Source organism: Halostella pelagica, assembly GCF_004762015.1.
Taxonomy (GTDB): Archaea; Halobacteriota; Halobacteria; order Halobacteriales; family Natronoarchaeaceae; genus Halostella; species Halostella pelagica.
Window position 1 is genome coordinate 87,336 of the sequence record NZ_SJES01000006.1, and the last position, 22,878, is coordinate 110,213.

General features: G+C 63.4%; 26 protein-coding genes. 14 read left to right on the forward strand and 12 right to left on the reverse strand.

Annotation, left to right across the window (positions count from 1 at the left end; translation table 11 throughout):
* The first annotated feature begins 26 nt into the window (after positions 1-26).
* The 4 genes from EYW42_RS14315 to EYW42_RS14330 all read left to right on the forward strand — a co-directional run bounded on the left by EYW42_RS14315 (position 27) and on the right by EYW42_RS14330 (position 2,760).
* Positions 27-554, forward strand: coding sequence for a gamma carbonic anhydrase family protein (locus EYW42_RS14315; RefSeq protein WP_135535976.1), 528 nt, complete (start codon positions 27-29; stop codon positions 552-554).
* Positions 551-1,357: an enoyl-CoA hydratase/isomerase family protein gene (locus EYW42_RS14320; protein ID WP_135535977.1), complete on the forward strand. Its 807-nt coding sequence runs from the start codon at positions 551-553 to the stop codon at positions 1,355-1,357. Before EYW42_RS14315 ends, EYW42_RS14320 begins: the two co-directional genes overlap by 4 nt.
* A gap of 1 nt (position 1,358) precedes the next feature.
* On the forward strand, positions 1,359-2,147 hold the full coding sequence (locus tag EYW42_RS14325) for an enoyl-CoA hydratase/isomerase family protein (RefSeq protein WP_135535978.1): 789 nt from the start codon (positions 1,359-1,361) through the stop codon (positions 2,145-2,147).
* 145 nt (positions 2,148-2,292) lie between these two features.
* Complete coding sequence (locus EYW42_RS14330; RefSeq protein ID WP_135535979.1) at positions 2,293-2,760, forward strand: MaoC family dehydratase; 468 nt, start codon at positions 2,293-2,295, stop codon at positions 2,758-2,760.
* A 3-nt stretch (positions 2,761-2,763) separates the two neighbouring features.
* Here the strand turns inward: EYW42_RS14330 and EYW42_RS14335 are convergent, their stop codons facing one another.
* From EYW42_RS14335 to EYW42_RS14345, 3 genes are all read right to left on the reverse strand, one after another.
* Positions 2,764-3,579, reverse strand: coding sequence for an enoyl-CoA hydratase/isomerase family protein (locus EYW42_RS14335; RefSeq protein ID WP_135535980.1), 816 nt, complete (start codon positions 3,577-3,579; stop codon positions 2,764-2,766).
* Positions 3,579-4,463: a 3-hydroxyacyl-CoA dehydrogenase family protein gene (locus tag EYW42_RS14340; protein ID WP_135535981.1), complete on the reverse strand. Its 885-nt coding sequence runs from the start codon at positions 4,461-4,463 to the stop codon at positions 3,579-3,581. Before EYW42_RS14340 ends, EYW42_RS14335 begins: the two co-directional genes overlap by 1 nt.
* A 93-nt stretch (positions 4,464-4,556) precedes the next feature.
* Positions 4,557-4,955 (reverse strand): universal stress protein, encoded by a 399-nt coding sequence (locus EYW42_RS14345; RefSeq protein WP_135535982.1) that lies wholly within the window; start codon positions 4,953-4,955, stop codon positions 4,557-4,559.
* Between the two features lie 132 nt (positions 4,956-5,087).
* Here EYW42_RS14345 and EYW42_RS14350 point away from each other — a divergent pair, with 132 nt between their 5' ends.
* Both EYW42_RS14350 and paaK read left to right on the forward strand, forming a co-directional pair.
* Entirely contained in the window at positions 5,088-5,699 is a 612-nt protein-coding gene (locus EYW42_RS14350; protein ID WP_135535983.1) for a GNAT family N-acetyltransferase, read from the forward strand.
* Positions 5,700-5,916: 217 nt separating this feature from the next.
* Positions 5,917-7,203: a phenylacetate--CoA ligase PaaK gene (paaK, locus tag EYW42_RS14355; protein WP_135535984.1), complete on the forward strand. Its 1,287-nt coding sequence runs from the start codon at positions 5,917-5,919 to the stop codon at positions 7,201-7,203.
* A 125-nt stretch (positions 7,204-7,328) separates the two neighbouring features.
* Here the strand turns inward: paaK and EYW42_RS14360 are convergent, their stop codons facing one another.
* The gene (locus tag EYW42_RS14360) at positions 7,329-7,742 is read right to left on the reverse strand and encodes a PaaI family thioesterase (protein ID WP_135535985.1); all 414 of its coding nucleotides are present in this window, start codon (positions 7,740-7,742) and stop codon (positions 7,329-7,331) included.
* Positions 7,743-7,936: 194 nt separating this feature from the next.
* Here EYW42_RS14360 and paaA point away from each other — a divergent pair, with 194 nt between their 5' ends.
* The 6 genes from paaA to EYW42_RS14385 all read left to right on the forward strand — a co-directional run bounded on the left by paaA (position 7,937) and on the right by EYW42_RS14385 (position 11,258).
* Positions 7,937-8,878, forward strand: coding sequence for a 1,2-phenylacetyl-CoA epoxidase subunit PaaA (paaA, locus tag EYW42_RS14365; protein WP_135535986.1), 942 nt, complete (start codon positions 7,937-7,939; stop codon positions 8,876-8,878).
* Positions 8,879-8,883: 5 nt separating this feature from the next.
* Complete coding sequence (gene paaB, locus EYW42_RS14370; RefSeq protein WP_135535987.1) at positions 8,884-9,198, forward strand: 1,2-phenylacetyl-CoA epoxidase subunit PaaB; 315 nt, start codon at positions 8,884-8,886, stop codon at positions 9,196-9,198.
* Positions 9,198-10,046 (forward strand): 1,2-phenylacetyl-CoA epoxidase subunit PaaC, encoded by an 849-nt coding sequence (gene paaC / locus EYW42_RS14375; protein ID WP_135535988.1) that lies wholly within the window; start codon positions 9,198-9,200, stop codon positions 10,044-10,046. Before paaB ends, paaC begins: the two co-directional genes overlap by 1 nt.
* Before the next feature lies 1 nt (position 10,047).
* The gene (gene paaD, locus EYW42_RS14380; RefSeq protein WP_135535989.1) at positions 10,048-10,488 is read left to right on the forward strand and encodes a 1,2-phenylacetyl-CoA epoxidase subunit PaaD; all 441 of its coding nucleotides are present in this window, start codon (positions 10,048-10,050) and stop codon (positions 10,486-10,488) included.
* The gene (gene paaE / locus EYW42_RS19900; protein WP_202613910.1) at positions 10,485-10,655 is read left to right on the forward strand and encodes a 1,2-phenylacetyl-CoA epoxidase subunit PaaE; all 171 of its coding nucleotides are present in this window, start codon (positions 10,485-10,487) and stop codon (positions 10,653-10,655) included. The genes paaD and paaE overlap by 4 nt, the downstream gene beginning before the upstream one ends.
* An 84-nt stretch (positions 10,656-10,739) precedes the next feature.
* Complete coding sequence (locus EYW42_RS14385; protein WP_135535990.1) at positions 10,740-11,258, forward strand: VOC family protein; 519 nt, start codon at positions 10,740-10,742, stop codon at positions 11,256-11,258.
* On the opposite strand, the gene EYW42_RS14390 is transcribed toward EYW42_RS14385, so the two are convergent.
* Complete coding sequence (locus EYW42_RS14390) at positions 11,242-11,703, reverse strand: MaoC/PaaZ C-terminal domain-containing protein (RefSeq protein WP_135535991.1); 462 nt, start codon at positions 11,701-11,703, stop codon at positions 11,242-11,244. The two genes, EYW42_RS14385 and EYW42_RS14390, sit on opposite strands and share 17 nt — an antisense overlap.
* A gap of 189 nt (positions 11,704-11,892) precedes the next feature.
* Here EYW42_RS14390 and EYW42_RS14395 point away from each other — a divergent pair, with 189 nt between their 5' ends.
* Entirely contained in the window at positions 11,893-12,528 is a 636-nt protein-coding gene (locus tag EYW42_RS14395; RefSeq protein ID WP_135535992.1) for a helix-turn-helix domain-containing protein, read from the forward strand.
* A 17-nt stretch (positions 12,529-12,545) separates the two neighbouring features.
* On the opposite strand, the gene EYW42_RS14400 is transcribed toward EYW42_RS14395, so the two are convergent.
* The 7 genes from EYW42_RS14400 to EYW42_RS14430 form a co-directional block, all read right to left on the reverse strand.
* Positions 12,546-13,928: an FAD-binding oxidoreductase gene (locus EYW42_RS14400; protein ID WP_135536114.1), complete on the reverse strand. Its 1,383-nt coding sequence runs from the start codon at positions 13,926-13,928 to the stop codon at positions 12,546-12,548.
* 142 nt (positions 13,929-14,070) lie between these two features.
* A complete protein-coding gene (locus EYW42_RS14405; protein ID WP_237561342.1) occupies positions 14,071-14,808 on the reverse strand; it encodes an ABC transporter ATP-binding protein in 738 nt (245 codons plus the stop codon).
* Entirely contained in the window at positions 14,805-15,557 is a 753-nt protein-coding gene (locus EYW42_RS14410; RefSeq protein WP_135535993.1) for an ABC transporter ATP-binding protein, read from the reverse strand. Before EYW42_RS14410 ends, EYW42_RS14405 begins: the two co-directional genes overlap by 4 nt.
* Positions 15,554-17,506 (reverse strand): ABC transporter permease, encoded by a 1,953-nt coding sequence (locus EYW42_RS14415; RefSeq protein WP_135535994.1) that lies wholly within the window; start codon positions 17,504-17,506, stop codon positions 15,554-15,556. The genes EYW42_RS14410 and EYW42_RS14415 overlap by 4 nt, the downstream gene beginning before the upstream one ends.
* An 8-nt stretch (positions 17,507-17,514) precedes the next feature.
* On the reverse strand, positions 17,515-18,765 hold the full coding sequence (locus tag EYW42_RS14420; protein WP_135535995.1) for an ABC transporter substrate-binding protein: 1,251 nt from the start codon (positions 18,763-18,765) through the stop codon (positions 17,515-17,517).
* Positions 18,766-18,830: 65 nt separating this feature from the next.
* Positions 18,831-21,089 carry an LUD domain-containing protein gene (locus EYW42_RS14425; protein ID WP_135535996.1) on the reverse strand — a complete coding sequence of 753 codons (2,259 nt, stop codon included), beginning with the start codon at positions 21,087-21,089 and terminating at the stop codon, positions 18,831-18,833.
* Entirely contained in the window at positions 21,086-21,589 is a 504-nt protein-coding gene (locus EYW42_RS14430; protein ID WP_135535997.1) for an LUD domain-containing protein, read from the reverse strand. The genes EYW42_RS14425 and EYW42_RS14430 overlap by 4 nt, the downstream gene beginning before the upstream one ends.
* 130 nt (positions 21,590-21,719) lie before the next feature.
* Between EYW42_RS14430 and EYW42_RS14435 the strand changes: the two genes are divergently transcribed.
* Positions 21,720-22,877: a thiamine pyrophosphate-dependent dehydrogenase E1 component subunit alpha gene (locus EYW42_RS14435; protein ID WP_135535998.1), complete on the forward strand. Its 1,158-nt coding sequence runs from the start codon at positions 21,720-21,722 to the stop codon at positions 22,875-22,877.
* Position 22,878: the final 1 nt, after the last annotated feature.

Consider the following 22,878-nt stretch of genomic DNA (forward strand, 5'->3'; position numbering starts at 1 on the left):
CAGCGAACCGTACGGTGGTGACGCGAATGCAACGACCGTTTGAGACGGACCGCCCCGATATAGCCGAGTCGGCGTTCGTCTCCGAGATGTCGTATCTCGTCGGCGATGTCACGGTCGAACCGCGGGCGAGCGTCTGGCCGTTCGTCTGCATGCGGGGGGATTACGGCCCCATCACGGTCGGCGAGGAGACGAACGTGCAAGACTTCACGATGCTTCACGAGGCGACGGTCGGGTCGGGCGTAACCATCGGCCACAACGTCGTCGTCGACCGGGCGACCGTCGGGGACGACGTCCTCCTCGGCATGTCGAGTACCGTCCTTCCCGACGCGTCAGTCGGCGACGACTGCATCGTCGCGGCGGGGACCGTCGTCCGGGAGGACCAGGAGATACCGGACGGCCACATCGCGTACGGATCGCCGCCGGAACTGAAACCGATAACCGACGAACAGCGCGACCAGATCCGCTGGTACGGAGAGGAGTATCTCCAGCTAGCGGAACGGTATCGCACGGCGGAAGCGCCGCTCGGCCGCAGTGAGGGTGGGAGCCACCAATGACCCGTGTCGAACGGGTCCACGACCAGGCACGGATCGAGTACGTCGCGAACGGCGACGTCGCGCGCCTCGTGATGGAACGGAACGAGGAACCGATCAACGTGTTCACGCCGCCGCAGGTGGAGGCGATGGCGGAGACTGTCGAGGGAGTAGACGGAAGCGTCGACTGTCTCGTTCTCTGCGGCGAACCGGAGTTCTCGGCCGGGGCCGACCTCCGGTCTATCGGCGACGCGCCGTCGGAGATGCGGTCGGTGAAGATCGACGCCATCGCCGCCGCGTCGAACCGGTTCATTCGCACGCTACGTCGGTTCCCCGGGCCGGTCATCGCCGCGGTCACGGGCGTCGCGGCGGGCGGCGGACTGGGGTTCACGCTCGCGTGCGACCTCGTCGCCATGCACAGCCACGCCGTTCTCGACACCGCGTACGCGAGGATCGGGCTCACGCCGGACAACGCGACGCCGTTTTTCCTCGCGAAAACCGTGGGGCCGTACAAGGCCCGGGAACTCATCTTCGAACCCGAACCGATCACGGCGGCCGAGGCCGCCGAACTTGGGCTCGCCAACCGCCGGATCGACGGCCCTGAAGACGAGTTCATCGACGCGGTAACGGAGTGGGCGGCGGAGTTGGCTGACGGCCCGACGTCGGTGTACGAGGAGACGAAGGAACTGATCGACTCGACGTTCCAGGGGCGTCTGGACGAGCATCTCGAAGAGGAACGGGACACGATAAAGCGGATCAGCAACTCCGAGGTGTTCGAAGAGGGACTCGACGCGTTCCTCGAGAAACGAGACCCGGACTGGAGCTAACATGACAGGAAACGAGTTCGACACGCTGGACGTATCGGTCGACGACGACGGGGTCGCGACGGTTCACCTCGCGAACCCCCCGGTGAACGCGATCAGTCAGCAAGTCAGACACGAACTCGCGGACGCGGTCGACGTGCTTCGCGAGGACCATGTCCGCGTCGGTATCGTCACCGGCGACGCCGACGTGTTCTCGGTCGGCGCGGACGTGGGGCTGTTCGAGGAGGCGCGGGAGTGGACGACTGCTGAATTCCGGTCGAACTCGCGCGTCCTCGGCCGCGCGTTCGACGGGATCGAGACGATGGAGAAGCCGGTAATGGCCGCGATAAGCGGCACCTGCGTCGGCGGGGGACTTGAACTCGCGCTGGCCTGCGACGTGCGTATCGCCTCCCCCGATGCGAAACTCGGCTTCCCCGAGCACAACATCGGTCTCATCCCCGGACTCGGCGGATGCTCGCGTTTCGTCCATCTCGTCGGCCCCGGAAGGGCCAAGGACATGATCTTCTCGGGCGAACTGGTCGACGGCGACCGAGCCCGCGAGATCGGGCTGGTCGAACGGGTCGCGGACGCGCCCGAGGCGGCCGCCCGGGAGTACGCCTCGGACCTGCTCGGGCAACCGCCGCAGGCGCTTGGACTGGCGAAGCGCGCGGTCAACAGCGCCCGCGACACGGACACGCAGACGGCCGGACTTGTCGAATCCCTCGCCCAGAGCACGCTCTTGAAAACGGCGGACCACGCCGAGGGCGTGAGCGCCTTCCGCGACGACCGCGACCCCGAGTTCACCGGGGAGTGATAGGGACTGTTGTAGTCTGTTCGGTCTTTTCGCCGGCACGGGCCAACAAATACCGGTACACGGGTACGAGAGTCCCTATGAACCGTTTCAGCCCGACCGCCCGAGAATGGTAAGACGCTTCTGCTAGTGTGATGACGGTTCCCGCATGAACGGCGACGACGACGGAAGGACCTATTTCGACGACATCGAAGCGGGTACCGTCGTATCGTGCGGGTCGACGACCGTTTCGGAGGACGATATCGTCGAGTTCGCCGAGCAGTTCGACCCGCTCGACATCCACACCGACCCGGAAGCGGCCGCTGAGAGCCAGCACGGGGGGATCATCGCCAGCGGCTACCACACGTTGTCGCTGTCCGTCCGCCTGCTCGTCGACGAGATCCGGAGCGAGCGGGCCGTCGTCGGCGGTCTGGGGATCGACGACGTCCGGTGGCACGAACCGGTCCGCCCCGGCGACACGCTGACCGTCGAAAACGAGGTTCTGGACACGCGAGTGTCCGAGAGCAACCCGGAGACGGGGATCGTTCACGAGGCGATCACGGTGACGAATCAGGACGGCGTGACCGTCCTGTCGCTGGAAAACCGCGAACTCGTCGAACGGTCAGGCCCCGACTGACCGTTATTTCCCCTTCCACTCGGGGTCGCGGTCCTCGAAGAACGCGTCGATGCCTTCGTTTTTGTCTTCGGTCGCGAACAACTGGGCGAACAGTTCCGCCTCGTACTCGATGCCGTCGTCCAGGTCCATCTTCGAGCTGGCCTGAACGGCGGTTTTGGCGATTTCCAGAGCGACGGGGCTCTTCTCGGCCATCGATTCGGCGAGGTCGTACACCTGCTCGTCCAGGTCGTCGTCCGGGTGGACCTCGTCGACGAGGCCGATGTCGGCGGCCTCCTCGGCGTCGATCAGTTCGCCGGAGAGGATCAGCCGCATAGCCTGCCCCTCGCCGACGAGGCGGGGGAGCCGTTGGGTTCCGCCGCCGCCCGGGATGATGCCGAGGTTGATCTCGGGCTGTCCGAGTTTCGCGCTCTCCGCGGCGATCCGCACGTCGCACGCCTGTGCGAGCTCGCAGCCGCCGCCGAGCGTGTGCCCGTTGAGCCGTGCGATGATCGGCTTCGAGAGGTTCGCCACGTGCTCGTAGATCCGCGGCCGCCTGCCCTGCTCACGCTGTTCGATGGAGTCCCGTTCGCGCAGTTCCGTCACGTCCGCGCCGGCGACGAACGCGCCGCCCTCCTCGTCCCCGGTGAGGACAACGACCTTGACGGAGTCGTCGTCTTCGACCGCCGACAGCACGGCTTCGAGTTCCTCGCGCAACTGGGTGTTGAGGGCGTTTCGCGCGTCCGGCCGGGACAGCGTCACGGTTGCCACCCGGTCGACGTGGGCTCCGACGGTCGCCGACACCGTCTCGAAGTCGGCGGCCGCATCTTCGACGTCCGCCATCAGTCGTCACCCCACTCGCCGCTGACGCCGACTATCTCGCCGTCTTCCCAGACGTAGAACCCCTCGCCGGTCTTCTTGCCGAGTTTCCCGGCGCGGACCTTCTGCTTGAGCAACTGCGGCGGTCGGAACCGCTCGCCGAGTTCTTCACGGAGGTATTCGAGGATGTCAAGACGGACGTCAAGCCCGACTACGTCGCCGAGTTCGATCGGCCCCATCGGGTGATTGTAGCCGAGTTCCATCGCGGCGTCGAGGTCGCGCGGTCCGGCGACGCCCTCCTCCAGCATCCGTACCGCTTCGACGCCGAGTGTCACGCCGAGCCGAGAGGACGCGAACCCGGCTGAGTCCCGAACTGTCACCGGCTCCTTTTCGATGGTCTCGACGAACTCCGTCGCGGCGTCGACCGTCGCCTCGTCGGTCTGTTCGGCGAGAACGATCTCGACCAGCCCCATGATGTGGACCGGATTGAAAAAGTGAAGCCCGATCGCTCTCCCGGGACGGTCGAGGGTGCTGGCTATCTCCGTCACCGACATTGAGGAGGTGTTCGACGCGATTACGGCGTCCTCCGGGGCGTGTGACGCGACATCGTCGAACGTCTGTTGCTTGAGGTCCATGTCCTCCGGCACCGCTTCGACGACCAGGTCCGCGTCTGCGACCGCCGCTTCCAGGTCGGTCGTCGTCTCGATCCGGTCGAGGGCGTCCTCTTTCTCCGCGGCGGAGAGCTTTTCACGGTCGACGCCGCCCTGCAGGTTCGACTCGATCGACTCCATCCCGTCGGAGAGGATCGATTCGTCGATGTCGCGCATCGTGACGTCGTACCCGCCCGTCGCTGACACCTGTGCGATCCCGTGGCCCATCGTCCCCGCTCCGAGTACGGTAACACGCATCGTTTTCCCAGTGAACAACCACTCACATTAAGATTCCTCTCCGGGCGTCGCCGTCGTCGGAACGCGGTTTCGCCAAACAGTGCGTCTCCGCTCTCAGTTCTGGCTCTGTGCCCCGCAGACTAGTACGGGTCTGTCGGCGCTGAGGACGACGTCCTGGGTAACGCTCCCGAACAGCGCTTTCCCGGTCGGGGAGCGCTTGCGACCGCCGATACAGATCTGTTCTACGTCCAGGTCCTCTGCCTGTTCAAGGATCTGCGTCGCCGGGTCGCCGCTCGTCTCGACGGCCTGTACGTTGATGTCCAGCGATTCGAGCCGTTCCATCGCTTCCCGGACGGCCTCCACTTGATGGACCGACGCCCCCGACGGGTTGTCGGTGAACACGTGTAGCAGATACACCGTCACGTCGTCCGATAGGGCGGCGATATCTTCGACCGCATCCATCTGTGCGTGCATCTGATCCACTTCGTCCAGCGCTGCCAGTAGTTTAAACATACCGTTGTTTTCGGTTACTAGCCCAATAATTGTTCCCCTGTTCTTCGAGGTGGACGTTTCGGATCGGTACGGGACAGCTTCGGCGAACATGTTCCCCACAGCGCCCTTACGCGTTGGCTTAGAAGTTCAGGTATGAGCGCTCGTCAGGCGGATTCGAAAACCGTCTGTAACGTCTGGGACAACTCCGACTGCGAGGGGACGCCGCTCTGTCCACCCCGCTGTCCACGGTTCACCGACAGCGAGGGCGTTCCGCTGCTGATACGCCCGTACCGCGACGAGGACCGGGAGTCGCTCGTCACCATGTACGACGAGATAGACTCCTACAGTCGCACGATGGGACTGCCGCCTACGACGGTTCCCCAGATCGAGGACTGGCTGGATAAACTCGCCGACGACGGGTGGAACCTCGTCGCAGTCGACGACGAGGTCGTCGGCCACGTCGGTGTGGCCCCGGCGGACGCGACCGACCCGAAGTTCGTCATCTTCGTCCACTCGGAGCATCAGGACAGAGGGATCGGGACCGAACTGGTCAAACACGTCATCGCCTACGCCGAGGACCGCGGTCACGACGCGGTGACGCTCGAAGTTTCGAAGGGGAACCGGCGCGCGATTTCGGTGTACGAGAACGTTGGGTTCTGCGTCGAGGAGCGGTTACGGTCGGACCTCGAGATGGAACTGTCGTTGGCGGACCCCGTCGCGGAACGCGTCCAGCGTCCCCCAGCGTTCCGAAGCGACGATATCTGACCCTCTCCGGACTGTTTCAGCCCTTTCGTTCTCACCGAGGATTTCATCCAGTCTGCGGGATCGTCCTCGACCGGACGACTGACCGTCACTCTAGTGGTAAATCGAGTTCGCCCGTACAGCTGTCAATATTCACCGGATCCATCCCGTGACATATCTCCACGGCGGTGGTTTGCCTACCCAATGATTTTTCATTAGGACCGGAGATGTACAACCGAGGATGATCTACAACCAGGTGGAAACGGCCCCGCGATCGGAACTGCGGGAGCTACAGGACCGGAGACTGCAGGAGACCGTCGAGAACGCGTACGAAAACGTCTCCTTTTACAGGGACGCCCTCGACGAGTCGGGTGTCGACCCCGACGACATCAGCGGCGTCGAAGACGTGTCGAAACTGCCGTTTACGACGAAAGAAGATTTCCGGGACGAGTATCCGAACGGCTTGTTCGCTGTCGACGACTCGGAGGTTCGGCGACTCCACGCCTCGTCGGGCACTACGGGGAAACCGAAGATCGTCGCGTACACCGACAGCGACCTCGATGTGTGGAGCGAAGTCGTCGCACGGAGCCTGGCAGCGGCGGGCGTCGAACCCGGGGATCTAGTCCAGAACGCGTACGGGTACGGCCTGTTCACGGGCGGCCTCGGTCTGCACCAGGGGATCGAGGAACTCGGCGCAACTGTGCTCCCGATCGGCGCTGGCGGTACGCAACGCCAGATCGAGATGATGCAGGACCTCGAAAGCGACGTGATAACGTGTACACCGTCGTACGCCCTATATCTGGAGGAGACCGCCGAGGAGATGGGCGTCGACGTCGGCGACCTCCCGCTATCGACGATAATGTTCGGGGCCGAACCGTGTACCGACCCGATGCGGGAGGCGATCGAGAGCCGTCTCGACGTGGACGGTATCGATCTGTATGGTCTGTCCGAGATCATCGGCCCGGGAGTCTCCTGTGAGTGCAACGAGGCTCAGGAAGGACTGCACGTCTTCGAGGACCACTTCTACCCCGAAGTGGTCGATCCATCGACGGGCGAACCGCTCCCCGAAGGCGAGGAGGGCGAACTCGTGTTGACGACGCTGAGCAAGGATGCGCTCCCGGTGTTGCGGTACCGGACCGGCGATCTGACGACGCTCTCGTACGACGAGTGCGAGTGCGGGCGGACGACGGTTCGGATGGACAACGTGACGGGACGCACCGACGACCTGCTGATCGTCAGGGGGGCGAACCTCTACCCCAGCGAGATAGAGGACGTCGTCCTGAAGTTCGACGGCGTCGAGCCACAGTACCGCATCGACCTCTACGAGGAGAACAATCTCGACCGGATCGAGATCACCGTCGAACTCAGCGAGGATTTCGACGGGGATGTCGACCAGTTGCGTGGCGAAATCCAGGAACGACTCAAGAACGTTCTCGTGTTCACCCCTGATTCGCTCGAACTCGTCGAGTACGGTGACATCGAGCGTACCGAAGTCGGCAAGGTCCAACGCGTCTACGACCACCGCTGACATCACGGGTTGCCGTGGGGTTCCTCGTTCGGTCGACTGCTACTGAGACTGTCGGCTGTAATTCCTTGCAGAATATCGGCTCCGGGGTCCGATTCTCTGTCCGCAGTTACAGTTGACAGTATGACTTACTCCCCGTCCGACGAACCGGGCTTGTACACTCTGCCGCGGAACGTGGCGATCGGGTCGTCGCCGGGACCGGAGACTTCGACCCTGTACTCGGCCGTTCGGCGGCCGTTGTACGTCTCTGTCGCCGTCGCGTCTAACGTCGTTCCCGTCTCGGTCATGTCGAGATATGAGATGTTCGTTTCCAGCGCGAACGCCGTCTCGCCGTGACTGTTCGACGCCGCGGCGAAGGCCGCGTCCGCTAACGAGTAGATCGCGCCCCCGTGAACGGTTCCGTGGAAGTTGAGATGGTTCTCGCCGACGGTCAGTTCGGTCCGTGCGTGGCCCGAGTCCATTTCGACGAGTTCGATCCCGAGCGTTTCACAGTACGGATCGCTCTCAGCGCGTGCTCTCATCGATTCGGGGTCGTCCGACATACACTGCCTCGTGGTCACACGGGGTGAAATAGGTACTGCTTGGGGAGATCTGTCCACGGGGCGTAGGCTCGGAACTCGTCGGATCGAGACCGATTCCTCTTTGGATTGGCCCGGTACGCATCTGCCCGTATATAAAGCCCGTTCATGTAGGGGTGAAACCCTATGGTTCATCCGTCCGTCCATAAGAGTAGACAATGAACATAGACGAAGTGAAAGAACGCGCCGGTCCGCGGGAGTTCAACCCCGGGGACGACCTGCCGGAGGAGTACCGCAAGGCGGCGACCCGCATGATCCAGTTCCACGCCAACAGCGAGATCATGGGGGCGTACCTGGAGCGACCGTTCATCCGCCAGTCGCCGAGTATAGACCGGAAGCTCGCGTTCAGCGCCAAGGTGCAAGACGAGATCGGCCACGGCCAGTTCCTCTACCGGGCCGCCGAATCGCTCGGCATCAAAACCCGCGAAGAGATGCTGGACGAACTGGCGAACGGGAAGGGGAAGTTCCTCAACTGCTTCCACTACCCGATGGAGAACTGGGCGGAGATCCCCATGATCGCCTTCTTCGTCGACGGCGCGGCCATGCGCCGTCAGGCGACGCTGAAACGCACCAGCTGGGAACCGTACGCCCACGCCATGGACAAGATCTGCTTCGAGGAAGGGTTCCACGTCAAACACGGCGAGTCGATCATGCGCGAACTTGCGACCGGCTCGAAGAAAGAACAGGAGATGCTTCAGGACGCCTTCGACGAGTGGTGGCCCCGCATCATCCAGTTCTTCGGCCCGTCGGACGACAAATCCACCCACCACGACTTCGCCGCTGAAGTCGGGCTGAAGACGATGACCAACGACGAGCTCCGCAACGCCTTCCTCAACCAGTACCTGCCGAAGGCGCGCAAGTACAACCTGGAGATCCCGGACGAGCCGCGTATCCGCGAAAACGACGACGGGACGTTCGAGATCGAAGAGGACGACCTCGACTGGGACGAGTTCTTCACCATCGCGAAAAACGACTACGAACCGGGCGTCGGTCAGATCGAGGGACGTGCCAACGCACAGGAGGCCGTCGAGTGGGTTCGTGACGCGATCGAGGGAGACGACCAGCCGACGGCGGGCCACACGCCGACCGCAGCCGACTAACAACCATGATCTGGGAAGTATTCCGACAGAAGAAGACGGGCGAGTACCACACGCACTGCGGAAACGTCCACGCACCGGACCGCGAGATGGCGAAGCTGTTCGCGCAGATCCAGCACGGTCGCCGGAAACCGACCAACAGCCTGTGGGTCGTTCCGCAGGAGGAGGTCGGCGAAGTGGACGCTGAGGAAACGAGCTTCGGCGGGACGACCGACAAGTCCTACCGCTGGTCGACCGCCTACAACATCGAGCCGCCCGCCAAGGAAGTCGAGGAATCGGCGAACGAGCAGGCGGAGGCCGAACGCCAGCGGGGGGATAGCTAATGTCTTCGACTGCCGCCGCGCCGGTCGAGGACCTGGACGACGACCAGCGGGAAGCGGTGCAGCACCTGCTCTATCGCCTCGCCGACGACGAGTTCGTCGCCGCCGAGCGATACACGGAGTGGCAGGTCCGCGCGCCCACGCTGGAGTCGGACCTCGCCCTGTCGAACATTGCGCAGGACGAACTCGGTCACGCGAGGCTGTGGTACGACCTGCTACAGGACTTCGGCTACGACGAACCGGACCTCCTGTTCGAGCGCGATCCGGAGACGTTCCGCCACAGCACGATGACGGAACTGCCGTTCGAGGAGGGCGACTGGAGCGACGCTATCGTTCGGACGTACCTCTACGATGTCGCTGAAGACCTCCGACTGTCGGCGCTCGAAGACTCGTCGTACGGGCCGATCCGCGACCGCGTCGGGAAGATCCAGAGCGAGGAGGACTATCACCTCGAACACGCGGAGAGCTGGCTCGATCGGCTTGCCTCCGACGACGACGGTCAGCGTCGCCTTCAGGAGGCCGTCGACCGGCTGTTCCCGTACGCGCTGACTCTCTTCGAGCCGACGGACCCGGATGTCGAAGCCCGGATCGTCGACAACGAGTACCGCACCGAACCGCTCGACGAACTCGGCGAGGAGTGGCTCTCGAACGTCGTTCCGAAACTCGAAAGCTACGGGCTCGACGTTCCCATCTCCGAGGACGGGACGATCACCAGCGCCGACCTCCCCCCCGAGATCGGTCGAGACGGCAACCACACGGACGACTGGGAGACCCTCTACGATGATTTCACCCAGACGTACCGCGACCTCGGCCGGACGGAGGCGACCACGCTCATGGAGGACCCGAGCTGAGATGAGTAGCGAGTTACCCTCCGACCCGGACGCTGACGCGACGCCGTGTCAGTACACGGAGTATCGCGAGGGTGGTGACGTCGAGGACCTTCCGGCGACGGGCGAGGACGCGGACGGGCTCGAAGCCGCCGTGTGGGACGTCCTCTACGAGATAGAGGACCCCGAGATGCCGATCAGCATCGTGGACCTGGGACTGATCTACGGCGTCGATGCGACGGACGCCACCGACGGTGACGGCTCGGACGTAACGATCGCGATGACGCTGACGTACACCGGCTGCCCGGCCCGGGAGATGCTGCTCTCGCAGGTCACCGACGAAGTCGCCGCGGTCGACGGCGTCGCGGACGCCTCGGTCCAGCTCGTCTGGAGTCCCGAGTGGACTCTCGAAATGGTCACGGAACAGGGCGAAGAGGACCTCAAGGAGTTCGGACTGAGCATATGAGCTGGGGAAACGACCCCTCCGTCCAGACCGACGGCGAGCACGAGCCCGCAGAGTGCCCGTACTGCGGGTCAGAGAACACCGAGCGGGACCATCCGAAGGGCCCGTCGCTGTGCCGGTCGATGCATTTCTGTAACGACTGCGAGCAGCCCTTCGAGAAGATGGCGTAGGCCGGTCGGCATCTTGCTGTTTCGGCCTCGTCGGTCCCGGCTGTCAGGGTAGCGTTTTTTATCGTCGCTGTGAACCGTTTCGGTATGAGTGACGTGCCGCAGATGCGCATGGACCACGTCGGCATCGCCGTCGAATCGATCGAAGACGGTGAGCGGTTGCTGTTCGCGCTCGGCTGTGAGAAGATCCACGAAGAGGAAAGCGATGACGGCCGATTCACGTGGGCGACGTACGTGCTCGGGGGCGCATCCCGTCTCGAACTCGTCGCCCCGAAACCCGGAACCGAGTCGTTTCTGACGGCGTTTCTCGAAGAGAAGGGGCCGGGACTGCACCACATCACACTGGAGGTGGCTGATATCGACGCCGCTGTCCGCGGACTAGAGGCACAGGGGCACCAGATCGTGGACAGGGCGGCGTTCGACCACTGGGCGGAGGCGTTTATCTCTCCCAGTAACCCGACGGGAGCGCTCATCCAGCTAATGGAGTATTTCGACGGGTACGCCGAGCACAGACCGGCGGGCGAGAGGCTCTTCGTGGACGGGAAACCGCTCGCCGGTGGCGGCGAGCCAGGTGAAACGGACGGCTCGGTCAGTCCCGACTTTTGATGAGGAACTTCATGTCGCCCTCGAAGACGACGGTGTCTTCCTGATTCGTCATCGTGGAGTCTATCACCACGAGGCCGGAGTCGTCGCGGCTGGAGATCTCGCGGGCGTCTTCGACTTCCATCTCCAGCGAGACGGTGTCGTCGACGAACACCGGGTTCGGAATGTCCATGTAATTCATGCCGAGGAACGCGAGCACTGTCCGTTCGAGGAAGCCGCAGCGGTAGACCAGACCCGTCGCGAGCGAGAACGTCATCGGACCGTGAGCGACGCGTTCGCCGAAGTTTCCGTCCTCGGCGTACTCCTTGTTGGTGTGGAGTTCCGTCCAGTCCCCCGTGACCATCGAGTGCGTTACGAAGTCCGTTTCGGTGACCGTTCTCCCGACGCTCTGGAACGTCTGGCCCACCTCGAAGTCCTCGAAGTGGTGTGGTTCGTAGCTGTATGTCACGTATGAAACTCACTATCGTTGCACATATAATTTACTCTGTTACGTCCCGAACACGGGAACTGACTGCGGTTTACAGGCCTCGAACCTGGCGAAGAGAGATCACTTAAACCGTTCGCTCGCAGTTACCGCAGCAAAACACCCCTAACATGTGGTCCATTTAAGTATTCGCGGTCCTCTCGAACAGACAGGATGATCGAGGAGTGCTTGATGGTCGAGTTCCGCATCGAGGGCGACGAATGCCCGCTCGCCGAAGCGAGTCGGGCCACGGATACGGTCATCACCGCGAGGCCTCCGCAACTCCGCGCGGACGGCAACGTTCTCCTCCAGTTCAGCGCGGACCCGAACGACCAGCTTTCGGAGCGACTCGACGGTGACGACAGGATCCGCTATCTCCATCGCTCCCGAACGGAGACCTGCGACAACTTCCGCTGTCTCTCCAAGGACCCCTGTATCGTCCACGAGTTGATCAGCGCAGGGCTCCTGGTCGAATCGATACGATACCAGCCCGAGGGGGCGCTGCTCATCGGTGTCGTCGTCGGCTACGACGTTCTCAACGGCGTCATGGAAACCGCGGGCGAGACGGTGGGCGTCAGCCTCGAACGCGTCTACCCGCTCCGTACTGACGACGAGCCAGTTGCCAAACGGTGGGACCTCACACCCGCCCAGATCGAGAGCATTCAACGCGCCGTCGAGATGGGGTATTTCACCGTTCCGCGGGAGGCGGACGCGGGCGACGTGGCAGACGCGATCGGGATCAGCAAATCCGCGTTCCTCGAACGTCTCCGCCGGGCTCAGGCCTCCCTGTTCGAGGACCTCTTTACGTAGCCTACGTCACACGTGACTTACTCCGAGGGGAATATCTTCCCCGGATTCAGTATCCCGTTCGGGTCGAAGGCCGTCTTGATGCGTCGCATGAGGTCGACCGTCCCGTCGGTGTACTCCTCGGGGAGGTACTTCTGTTTCCCCATTCCGACGCCGTGTTCGCCGGTCGACGTTCCGCCCAGTTCGATGGCGTGGCGGACGATCTGTTCGTCGACCCGCTCGCCGAGTTCACGGTGTTCGTCGTCCTCCTCTCTGACCATGACGGTGTAGTGAATGTTCCCGTCGCCGGCATGGCCGAAACTGGGGATTTCGAGGTCGTGTTCCGTCTCTAGCTCCGAGATATAATCGATCAGGTCGGCGTACTTGCTAATGGGCACAGTTACGTCCCCCGAAGTGAGCATCTCCAGGTCCGGGTCGTAGTGTTTCAGCGCCGACGCCATCTCTTCCCGGACTTCCCACAGTTCGTCCATCTCCTCACCGGACTCCGTGATCTCGACCTCGGACACGTCGTACTCGTCCAAGATAGACCGGAAGAACGCGACCTCGTCCTCGATGTTGTGGTTCTTGTGGAACTCGACGAACGCCATCGGCGCGACTGGCATGTCGGCGTCGAGATACCGGTTCGCCATTGCCGCGCTCAACTCGTCGATAAGTTCGATCTTCGCGACGTCAACCCCCCACTGAACCGCGTCCGAGATGGCCGCTGACGCCTCCGTCCTGTTCTCGAATACGACCCGGCCGCCCCATATCTGTTCGGGGAGGCCGGCGAGTTCGAGCGTCGCCTCGGTCACGACGGCGAGGGTGCCCTCGCTCCCCACGAGGAGGTCCATCAGGTTGTAGCCCGCGGAGGTCTTGGCCGCCGTACTCCCCGTCTCGATCACCGTTCCGTCGGCGAGGACGGCCTCGAGTCGGAGCACCCAATCGTGGATCTCGCCGTATTTGACCGTCTGCATCCCGCTCGCGTCGTTGGCGATCATCCCACCGATCGTAGATATCTTTCCGGACGACGGAAGCGGCGGGAAAAACAGCCCGTGGTCTCCGGCGAGTTCGTCGATCTCAGACCCGAGCAAGCCGGGTTGGACGTCGATCTGGAAGTCTTCCGGCCTGATGTCGAGGATCCGGTCCATCTTCGTCATGTTGAGGCTGATTCCCCCTTCGACCGGGACCGCGTGACCCTCCAGACTCGTCCCCGCGGCGTACGGTGTCACGGGCACGCTCCGCTCGTTCGCCGCCGCCAACACGCTCGATACGTCCTCGACCGATTCGGGCCACACGACGACGTCGGGCAGGCTCTCTCCCCCGTCCAGCGTTCCCCAGTCACTGCTGTGGTCCTCGCGACTCTGTCGATGCGTGGAGATCTGGTCGTCCTCCAGCGTCGTGTCGTACAGGAAGTCGAACCCCATGTGGTTCTCTAGCACTGTTCGACCCTATTTATTTCGTTCGGTCAGGACAGCCGCGTGATTCGACGGAGACGGCGCTCGAACGGGCGGAAAATCCGGGAACGACTGCGAGTACGAAACGACACAGCGGGAAAAAACAGCGGGATCAGTCCTGCGGTTCGTCGAGGGTCGCGCCGACGCCCAGGTGTTTTTCCTGCACTTCCCGGTCGCCTTCGAGGGCAGCCGTATCGCCTTCGAAGACGATCTGGCCCCTGTCTATCACGTAGTGGCGGTCGGCCGTCTCCATGGCCGCGTGGACGTTCTGCTCGACGAGCAGGATCGTAACACCCTCATCGCGGATCCTGTCTATCACGTCGAGAACGTCCCGGACGATCTGCGGCGCGAGGCCCTCGCTCGGTTCGTCGAGAAGGAGTAGTTCTGTCTCTCCCACCAGCGCACGGGCGATGACGAGCATCTGTTGTTCCCCGCCGCTCAGGTGCGAGGCCGACTGTGACTGCCGTTCGCGGAGTCGCGGGAACACGTCGTACACCTCGTCGATAGTGTAGATCCCCTCGCCACCGGACCGCAGGTCGCCCATGCGGAGGTTCTCGTCGACCGTCAGGTCTGGAAACGCCTGGCGGTCCTCGGGAACGTACTGGATGCCGCGCTGAACCCGCTCGTGGTCCGGGAGGTGCGTCACGTCCTCGCCGTCGAAGGTGACGGTCCCGCGGGTCGGTTCGAGGACGCCGACGATGCTTCGTAGCGTCGTCGTCTTGCCGGCCCCGTTGCGTCCGACGAGCGAGACCACCTCGCCCGGACTGACCTCCATCGAGACGCCGCGGAGGATGTGGCTCTCGCCGTAGGAGGCGTGTACGCCCTCCAGCGAGAGTAACGGGTCGGTCACGAGAACACCCCTCCCAGGTAGGCCTCCTGTACGGTTTCGTCGTCCTGTATCGCCTCCGGCGGCCCCTCAGCGATGACCCCGCCGTCTTGCAAAACGGTGATGCGGTCGGAGACGTTCATCACTATCTCGAGGTCGTGTTCGATGAGCAGTACCGTGAAGTCCCGGTCGGCGGCGAGTCGTTGTACCATCTGCATCGTAGAGTTCGTGTCTTCGGACCCCATTCCCGCGGTCGGTTCGTCGAGCAACAGCAGTTTTGGGTCGTTCGCGACCGCGAGCCCTATCTCTAGCTTGCGCCGGTCGCCGTAGGCGAAGTCGGACGCGCGCTGGTGCGGGCGGTCGTCCAGTCCGATGTCCGCCAACACGTCCATCGCTTTCCCGTGGACTTCCGAGAGGCCGTCCGCGTCACGTAGCATCGAACTCCGTCGGGAGTCGTCGACCTGCGCGGCGACCTGTACGTTCTCGAGGGCAGTGAGTCCGCCGAACACGTCTGTGATCTGGAAAGAGCGGGACATCCCCCGCTGAGCGATCTTGTGAGACGCCATACCCGTGATGTCCGTTCCGTCGAACCGGATCCGCCCGTCGGTCGGCGGTTGCATCCCGGTTATCAGGTCGAACAGCGTCGACTTTCCGGCGCCGTTCGGACCGATGATCGACCGTATCTCCCCGGCCGAGACGGAGAGTTCGACGTCGTCGACCGCGACGAGGTTGCCGTACTTCTTCGTCAGGTTCTCGGTTTCGAGGATCGTCACTCGTTCTCACCCTCTTTGGCCGCGGTCTGTTCGTAGTCCGCGATGTCGATCTCGTCCGAATCACCGAAGAGACGGCTCCGAGCGTCGCCGGTCGACTTCGAGATCACGCGCGGGAGACTGGCGATCCCACGCGGTGCGAACATGACGATGAGGACCAGAAACAGTCCGAGGAGGAACCGCCACCCCGGAATGTACGCCGAGAGTCCTTCGCTGATGCCGATGAACACGGCCGCGCCGATCATCGGCCCGAACAGGGTCCCCATACCGCCGAGCATCATGGCGATAACGGCGTCGCCCGAGACGACCCAGTGCAGGGTTTCGGGACTGACGAACCACTGGTAGCCTGCGAAGAGCGACCCCGCGATACCGCCGATGGTCCCCGAGAGGGCAAACGCCCGACGCTTGAACTTGTTCGTGTCGTACCCAAGTGAGGCGGTCCGTCGCTCGCTCTCGCGGATGGCCTTGACGACGCGACCGAACGGCGAGTCGAGGATCCGGACCGAGAGCGCGTACGTCCCGACGAGGATGGCGAGCGTGAGGTAGTAGAACACGACCGTGTCGCCGAGGTTGATGCCGAACATCTGCGGAATCGGCATGATCAACCCGTTAGCGCCGCCAGTGACCTCGCTCCAGGTTACGCCGATCTGGTGGAACAGTTCGGCGAACGCAAGCGTGATCATGGCAAAGTACACTCCCGTCAGCCGGATAGAGAGCGCGCCGATACCCCAGGCGATGACGCCGCAGGTGACCGCCGCAAGCAGTAGCGCAACCGGGAACAGGTCAGTGTAGTGGATCGTGGTGAGCACGGTCACGTACGCGCCGACGCCCCAGAACGCCGCGTGGCCGAACGACAGCAGTCCCATGTATCCCATCACGATGTCGAGGCTGAGCGCCAGCAGCGCCCAGACGAAAATGAGCGAGAGCAGGCCGACGTAGTACGACGACCAGACGATGCCGATGCCGAGCGGAACGAGCATGAGCACGGCGATAGCTGCCAGGCCCGTCTTCGACGTAACCCGGACGGGCGGGATAACCTCGTCGAACGAGACTTTCGTGGACGCCTGGCGCACCTTGTACTCGCCGAGCAGTCCCTGCGGGCGAACGAGCAGTACGGCGATCATCAGGAGGTAGACGGAGAACCCAGTCAGTTCCGGCACGAGGAGGTTCCCGAGCGATTCCACGAGTCCGATCAGTATCGCGGCGACGACTGAGCCGCGGAAGCTACCCAGTCCGCCGACGACGACGGTGATGAACGCGACGATGAGGATCGAGTCACCCATCGACGGCGAGACGCTGAGAAACGGTGCGGCGAGAACGCCGGCGGCCCCCGCAAGTGCCGCTCCGAGGGCGAACACGAGCGTGAAGTAGTTCGACACGTCGATCCCGAGCAGTCGGACGGTCCCCGGGTTCTGTGCCCCGGCGCGGACGATAAGTCCGAAGTCAGTGAACTTGAACAGGCCCCAGACGAGCAGCGCGACGCCGACGCCCGCGGCGATGAGAAAGAGCTTGTATATCGGATAACTGATCGATAGCATACTCATTTCCATCGTGGCCGTGCCCGCGAGGATAGCGGGCGTCGAGAACTGTTGGGGCTGAGGGCCCCAGACGTATTTGACTCCCTCCGTGATCATCAGCATCGCGCCGAACGTCAGAATGATGTGATAGAGCGGGTCACGGTCGTATATGTGGTGTAGCGTGAGACGCTCCATCACCGCTCCGACGACGCCGACCAGTATCGGCGCGATAAGCAACGCGAGCCAGAAACTCCCCGTGACGCCAATCACCGAGAGCCCGAGGTACGCGCCGAGCATGTACAGCGCGCCGTGAGCGAAGTTGATGATGTCCGTCATTCCGAAGATCACGGACAGCCCGGCGGCTATGAGGAGATACAACACCCCGAGGGTGAGTCCGTTCAGCAACTCCGTGACGAACAGGCTTGGACTGATCATGTACCTGTTCAGAAGTTACAACCGGTTTCCTCGCATGGGAGCATCGTATCTTCTGCGGAGACGGTCCGCATAACATCGATAGAGGGCCAGTCGTGCTGGTCGGGTTCGACTATCTCGCCCACGTTGTACGGGCGGACCGCCTGGTGGTCACAGTCCCGGAACTGCGTCGGGCCCATCGGGGAGGTAAAATCGATCGACGGCAACTCGTCGATCACGTCGTCTGGATCGGCGGAGTCCACCGAGTCGACGGCGTGGGCGTACATGAACATGTGCGTCCACGAGACGTGCGCGAAGTTGTCCGGGGGCTGGTCCCAGCGGTCCGTGTAAAGGTCGACGAACTCTTCGTTCTCCGGAGAGTCGTACCCTTCGAAGTACCGGACGGCCGAGTACGTCCCGACCGAGGCCTCCGGGGCGGCCCTGCGGATGAACTGGAACGAGTTCACTGGACTGACGATCGTCATCTCGTCTTTGAGTCCGTGGCTGTTGGCTTGCTTGAGGAACTGCACGGCGTCCCCGCCGTTGAGTCCGGTGACTACCCAGTCTGCGTCCGAATCGGACATCTGGCTGATGTAGGTGGAGAAGTCGGTCGCGCCCAGTTCGCTCGTCGTCTCCCCTTCGATGTTCACGTTGCCGTTTGCGGACTTCGCCTGTGATTTCCACGCCGAGGCGACGCTGTTCCCCCAGAGGTAGTCCGCGTTGTGTACCCAGATGTCAGTTCCGAAGTTCTCGACCGCCCAACTCGCCGCTGCGGTCGCCGTCTGGCTCGCTCGGGTCTCGTAGCGGAACGTGTTCCGCGTACAGGAGTCCATCGTGATCTCGTCCGCCGCGATGTCCGGGAAAAACGGCACGTTCCGCTGCTCGGTGTACGATTGAACCGCGGACCCCGCCGCGCTCGAGATAGTGCCACAGACGACATCGACGTTCTCGTTCTCTACGTACCGTCGGGCGATCTGCCGAGCGGTCTGGGGGTCGGCCTGCGTGTCCTCGTGCAGGCCTTCTATCTCGATGTCGATATCGTCGCTGTCGTTCAACTGTTCTATCGCCAGTTTCGCACCCTGTTCCTGATATTCGGCGAGACCGCTGTACGGGCCCGTGTGGGGGTACAGCCATCCCACGGTGACGGTGTCCCCGTCACTGCCCTCGTTTGTGAGACAACCCGTGACTCCCACGAGACCCGTCGTCCCGGCCGCGGCGGTAGCTTTCAGAACGTCGCGTCGTCGCGGAGACGATCCGCACTCTGTATTCCTCTTTTCAGCCATGCTAAAGGTAGTGTGTTCCCTCCACAAATATAGCTTTGGGTGAGAATAACACCCCACCCCGAAAGTTACCGTCTTCGGTCAGCTATCCGGTCGACTTCGGGAGAAATAATTTGGACCGGATGGGCGCTTCGACGCTCGAACAGCGAGTTCATCTGGTCGGCACAGGAGGTTCCGCTGGCGAGGAGGAGACGCCCGTCGGCTTCCGGGGACGTGAACTGGTCGCGGAGGTCCGCTCCGACGGCCACGCTCAGGTCGTAATACTCCGTCTTGTAGCCGAAACTACCGGCCATCCCGCAACACTCCACGTCGGACGTGATCACGTCGTAGCCGACCGCCTCCAGCACTGCGACCGTCTGCGCTTCCAGTCCGAGTGTCCGCTGCTGGCAGTGACTGTGATACGCGACGCCGTCTCGGGCCGCTTCGGACGGCGTCTCGTCCGCGTTCGGCCCGGCCAGGTCGTCGGCGTCGGCTCCGTTCTCCAGTAAACCGTAGACGTACTCCATGACCTCGTAACTGTTTTCGGCCACCCGTTCGGCCGCCGTCTCGGGAAGCAGGCGGTCGTACTCCCCCCGGAACATCGCCAGGTCGCTCGGTTCGATAACGACGATATCTCTGCCGGACTCGATCACCGGACCAAGCGACTCGTACACCGCCTTTGCTTGCTCCGTTGCGGTCTCTATCATGCCCTGCGAGAGCGGTGCCCGTCCGCTTCCGCAGGCGTCAGGTACGGTGACATCGACACCGAGCGCCTCCAGAGTCCGGACTGCCGCCTTGCCCCGCTCGACGTCCACGTAGTTCGTGTACACGTCCGGATAGAGCGCGACCGTCCGCTCGGTGTCGTCGGGGGCCGCCGCATCGCGCTGGTGAAACCAGTCTCGGAACGTCTCGCGTCGAAACCGCGGGAGGTCCCGACGGCGGTCGACGCCGGCGACCCGTTCGAGCGCGATCCGGACCGGCGTCGAATCGGCGACCGCGTTCGACAGCGGCGCGGTCCGGCTTCCCCACGCCGCGAGTCGCTCGAAGTTACCGAACAGCCGCTTTCCGAGGTCGAGTCCTGCGGACTCGTCGTCGGGAGACAGCCCCTCGACAAGGTGGTCGAACGTCGAGGCGTCGGCACCGCGGTTCAGCCGGTCCCGGACTACCGTGTTGATCCAGGGGATGTCGATCTTCACGGGACAGGCCTCGACGCACCGTGAACAGCCGGTACAGAGGTCGTTGAACTCTGCCGCGCTGTCCATGCCGTGGACGCCGGCCTCCCAGCCGGTGGCAATTCCGCCGCTGTAGGTCTCCCCGCCGAACGCGTGGCCGCCGACCTGCTGGAAGTTCGCGCAGGTGTTCGCACAGGCCCCGCAACGCACGCAGTACAGCGTTTCGCGCAGTTCGTCGTCTTCTCGCATCTCGGTCCGGCCGTTGTCGAGCAGAACCAGATGGAACTCCCGGTCGTCCGGACCCCCGAAGCCGGGCGCATCGGGATCGTCGAAGTCGATAGCCGGCGTGTCGACCGGTGGGGTCAGAAGCGAGAGGTAGGCCGTGATGTCCTGGCCGGCACCCGCCGGGCCAATGAGATTCAGAAACGGCGGGAGGTCCGCCAGACTCGGCAGTAGCTTCTCGACGCCCGCGACCGCGACGTGTGTCTCCGGCGTCACCGCGCACTTCCGGGCGTTGCCCTCGTTCGTCACGAGCGCTATCGTTCCGGTGTCGGCGGTGACGAAGTTCGCGCCGGTCAGACCGATGTCGGCCTCCGCGATCCGCTCCTCGAGGTAGTCGCTGGCGAACGCCGTTAGTTCCTCGGCGGTCCGAAGCGGTTCGTCCAGGTCGAAATGTCGTTCGAACAGGTCGGCTATCTCCGAACGGGACTTGTGTATCGCCGGCGCGGCGATGTGGCTCGGCGACTCGTCCGCGATCTGCAGGACGAACTCCGCCAGGTCGGTTTCGTAAGTGTCCACTCCGGCGCGTTCGAGGTGTTCGTTGACGTCGATCTCCTCGGTAGTCATCGATTTGCTCTTGACCGCCGTGCCGGCGTCGTTCCCGCGAGCCACTTCGCGGAGATACTCGTTGGCGTCGGCCGCGTCCTCGGCGAGGTAGACGGATCCGCCGTTGCTCTCGACTGTCTCCCGTACCTGCTCGATCAGTTCGGGGAGGCGTTCGATGGCGTCTTCCTTGATCCGGCGGGCTTCCGACCGGTACGCCTCCGTGTCGTCCATCTCGGCGTAGCGGCGGTAGCGACCCTCGTTGAACGGGGTGACGTTGGCCTGGACCTGTTCGCCTTCCGTGCGGAGGAGTTCGCTGATGCGGTCCGCCGTCCTCCGGGAGTCCTCGCTCATCGGTCCTCCAGAACGATCACGCGGACTGATTCGGGACCGTGTGCGCCGTACACGACTGAGCCCATATCCGCGGTCCCGCTCGGCCCGGTCGCAAAGACGGCGCTCGTGAGGCCGTCGGCGATACCCTCCGAGAGTTCTCCGACGGCTTCCGCGAGCGAGTCCACGATGTCGCTCGCGGCGAGGACGCCGACGTGGATATCCGGGTAGAGGCTGACCTGTTCGGCTCCGTCGACGCCGGAGGGGATCACCACCGATCCGTACTCGGCAACAGCGGGACCGACCGGCGTCACGCCCGTTCGAGCGACCGAGAGGGCGGACGGTGACGGGTCGGTCTCGACTGGTTGGTCGGTTAACGACAGGTCCCGGAACGGGAGCGAAACCCCCACAGCCGGCCGTTCGAGACACCGTTCGAGCGCCTCGTCGAACCCGTCCGACGACACTCGGTCGACCGCGGCCGGGAGGTCGGCCAGCGACTGTTCGAACGTGTCAATAGTCGTCATGCTCTTACTGCTATCCTCGCCCGCTAGGTTGTAACGTTTTCCCCGGGAGGAGGTATCGCCTCCGATAGTATCGGATATATTAAACAACTGTCAAGCTTTATATCCCTTCTCGACAAGGCGTCAGTAGCGCATGAACGAGGATCCGCGGCCAGCGCCAGCGAGACCGATCTCCGCCGATGCGGAAACGGTCTCGCAGGACGACGTAGACGTGGACACGTACAGAATACTCGAACCGGACGGTTCCTACGACGCCGAACGGTTGCCCGACCTCGACGACGAAACGTTCCGAGAACTCTATCGGTGGATGGTTCTCCAGCGGGTGTTCGACAACCGGGCGACGAAACTCCAGAGACGAGGCAAACTCGGCACGTACGCCTCCGGCCGGGGACAGGAAGCCAGCATCATCGGGAGCGCGTTCGCCCTTTCCGACCAGGACAGGATCTTTCCGTACGGACGGGAGGCCGGCACGCTCCTAATACACGGTCTCTCGATGCGGGACCTCCTGCTGTACTGGCGCGGACTGGAGGACGCGTCCCGAATGGACGGCGCGAACTCGTTCGGCGTCGCCATCTCCATCGGGTCGCACGTCCCGGTCGTCACGGGGACTGCATGGGGAATGAAACTCGATGACGCCGACTCCGTCGCGTTCGCCAACCTCGGTGACGGTGCAACGTCTACCGGGGCCTTTCACGAGGGGATCAATTTCGCTGGCGTACTCGACGCGCCCGCCGTGTTTTTCACGCAGAACAACCAGTACGCCATCTCGCTCCCGTTCGAGGAGCAGACCGCCGCCGATACAGTAGCCCAGAAGGCGCTCGGATACGGGATCGACGGTATCCGTGTCGACGGCAACGACGTTCTCGCGGTGTACAACGCAGTTTTGACTGCACGCGAGAACGCGATGGATGGCACGCCGACGCTAGTTGAGGCCGTCACCTATCGCCGGGCCGCCCACACGACGAGCGACGACCCCTCGCGCTATCGCGAGCGGTCCGAAGTCGAGGAGTGGGAGAAACAGGACCCGCTAGAGCGCTACCGCGAGTTCCTTCAGTCGGAGGGACTGTTCGAGGCGATAGACGAGGAGGCGGTTCGCGAGGAGATAGACGAGATGTTCGACGACGCCGTCGCGGCCGCCGACGAGTTCGCCGAGCGGGACGTCCGGGAGATATTCGAGCATCTCCACGAGGAGATGCCTCCGGAACTCCGTCGACAGCTATCTGAGTACGAGGAACTGCTGGACGAACGACCGGACATGTACGAGCACATCGAGCAGCGCCCCAAGGGGTGAA

Bases quoted from the DNA above. Each gene is read 5' to 3' on its own strand.
- EYW42_RS14325 (WP_135535978.1), top strand. From the start codon at position 1,359: ATGACAGGAAACGAGTTCGACACGCTGGACGTATCGGTCGACGACGAC.
- paaE (WP_202613910.1), top strand. From the start codon at position 10,485: ATGAGCTGGGGAAACGACCCCTCCGTCCAGACCGACGGCGAGCACGAG.
- EYW42_RS14320 (WP_135535977.1), top strand. From the start codon at position 551: ATGACCCGTGTCGAACGGGTCCACGACCAGGCACGGATCGAGTACGTC.
- EYW42_RS14340 (WP_135535981.1), bottom strand. From the start codon at position 4,463: ATGCGTGTTACCGTACTCGGAGCGGGGACGATGGGCCACGGGATCGCA.
- paaC (WP_135535988.1), top strand. From the start codon at position 9,198: ATGTCTTCGACTGCCGCCGCGCCGGTCGAGGACCTGGACGACGACCAG.
- EYW42_RS14425 (WP_135535996.1), bottom strand. From the start codon at position 21,089: ATGAGCGAGGACTCCCGGAGGACGGCGGACCGCATCAGCGAACTCCTC.
- EYW42_RS14330 (WP_135535979.1), top strand. From the start codon at position 2,293: ATGAACGGCGACGACGACGGAAGGACCTATTTCGACGACATCGAAGCG.
- EYW42_RS14420 (WP_135535995.1), bottom strand. From the start codon at position 18,765: ATGGCTGAAAAGAGGAATACAGAGTGCGGATCGTCTCCGCGACGACGC.
- paaK (WP_135535984.1), top strand. From the start codon at position 5,917: ATGATCTACAACCAGGTGGAAACGGCCCCGCGATCGGAACTGCGGGAG.
- EYW42_RS14350 (WP_135535983.1), top strand. From the start codon at position 5,088: ATGAGCGCTCGTCAGGCGGATTCGAAAACCGTCTGTAACGTCTGGGAC.
- EYW42_RS14335 (WP_135535980.1), bottom strand. From the start codon at position 3,579: ATGGCGGACGTCGAAGATGCGGCCGCCGACTTCGAGACGGTGTCGGCG.
- EYW42_RS14360 (WP_135535985.1), bottom strand. From the start codon at position 7,742: ATGTCGGACGACCCCGAATCGATGAGAGCACGCGCTGAGAGCGATCCG.
- paaB (WP_135535987.1), top strand. From the start codon at position 8,884: ATGATCTGGGAAGTATTCCGACAGAAGAAGACGGGCGAGTACCACACG.
- EYW42_RS14400 (WP_135536114.1), bottom strand. From the start codon at position 13,928: ATGGGGTTCGACTTCCTGTACGACACGACGCTGGAGGACGACCAGATC.
- paaA (WP_135535986.1), top strand. From the start codon at position 7,937: ATGAACATAGACGAAGTGAAAGAACGCGCCGGTCCGCGGGAGTTCAAC.
- EYW42_RS14385 (WP_135535990.1), top strand. From the start codon at position 10,740: ATGAGTGACGTGCCGCAGATGCGCATGGACCACGTCGGCATCGCCGTC.
- EYW42_RS14315 (WP_135535976.1), top strand. From the start codon at position 27: ATGCAACGACCGTTTGAGACGGACCGCCCCGATATAGCCGAGTCGGCG.
- EYW42_RS14395 (WP_135535992.1), top strand. From the start codon at position 11,893: ATGATCGAGGAGTGCTTGATGGTCGAGTTCCGCATCGAGGGCGACGAA.
- EYW42_RS14430 (WP_135535997.1), bottom strand. From the start codon at position 21,589: ATGACGACTATTGACACGTTCGAACAGTCGCTGGCCGACCTCCCGGCC.
- paaD (WP_135535989.1), top strand. From the start codon at position 10,048: ATGAGTAGCGAGTTACCCTCCGACCCGGACGCTGACGCGACGCCGTGT.
- EYW42_RS14415 (WP_135535994.1), bottom strand. From the start codon at position 17,506: ATGATCAGTCCAAGCCTGTTCGTCACGGAGTTGCTGAACGGACTCACC.
- EYW42_RS14435 (WP_135535998.1), top strand. From the start codon at position 21,720: ATGAACGAGGATCCGCGGCCAGCGCCAGCGAGACCGATCTCCGCCGAT.
- EYW42_RS14345 (WP_135535982.1), bottom strand. From the start codon at position 4,955: ATGTTTAAACTACTGGCAGCGCTGGACGAAGTGGATCAGATGCACGCA.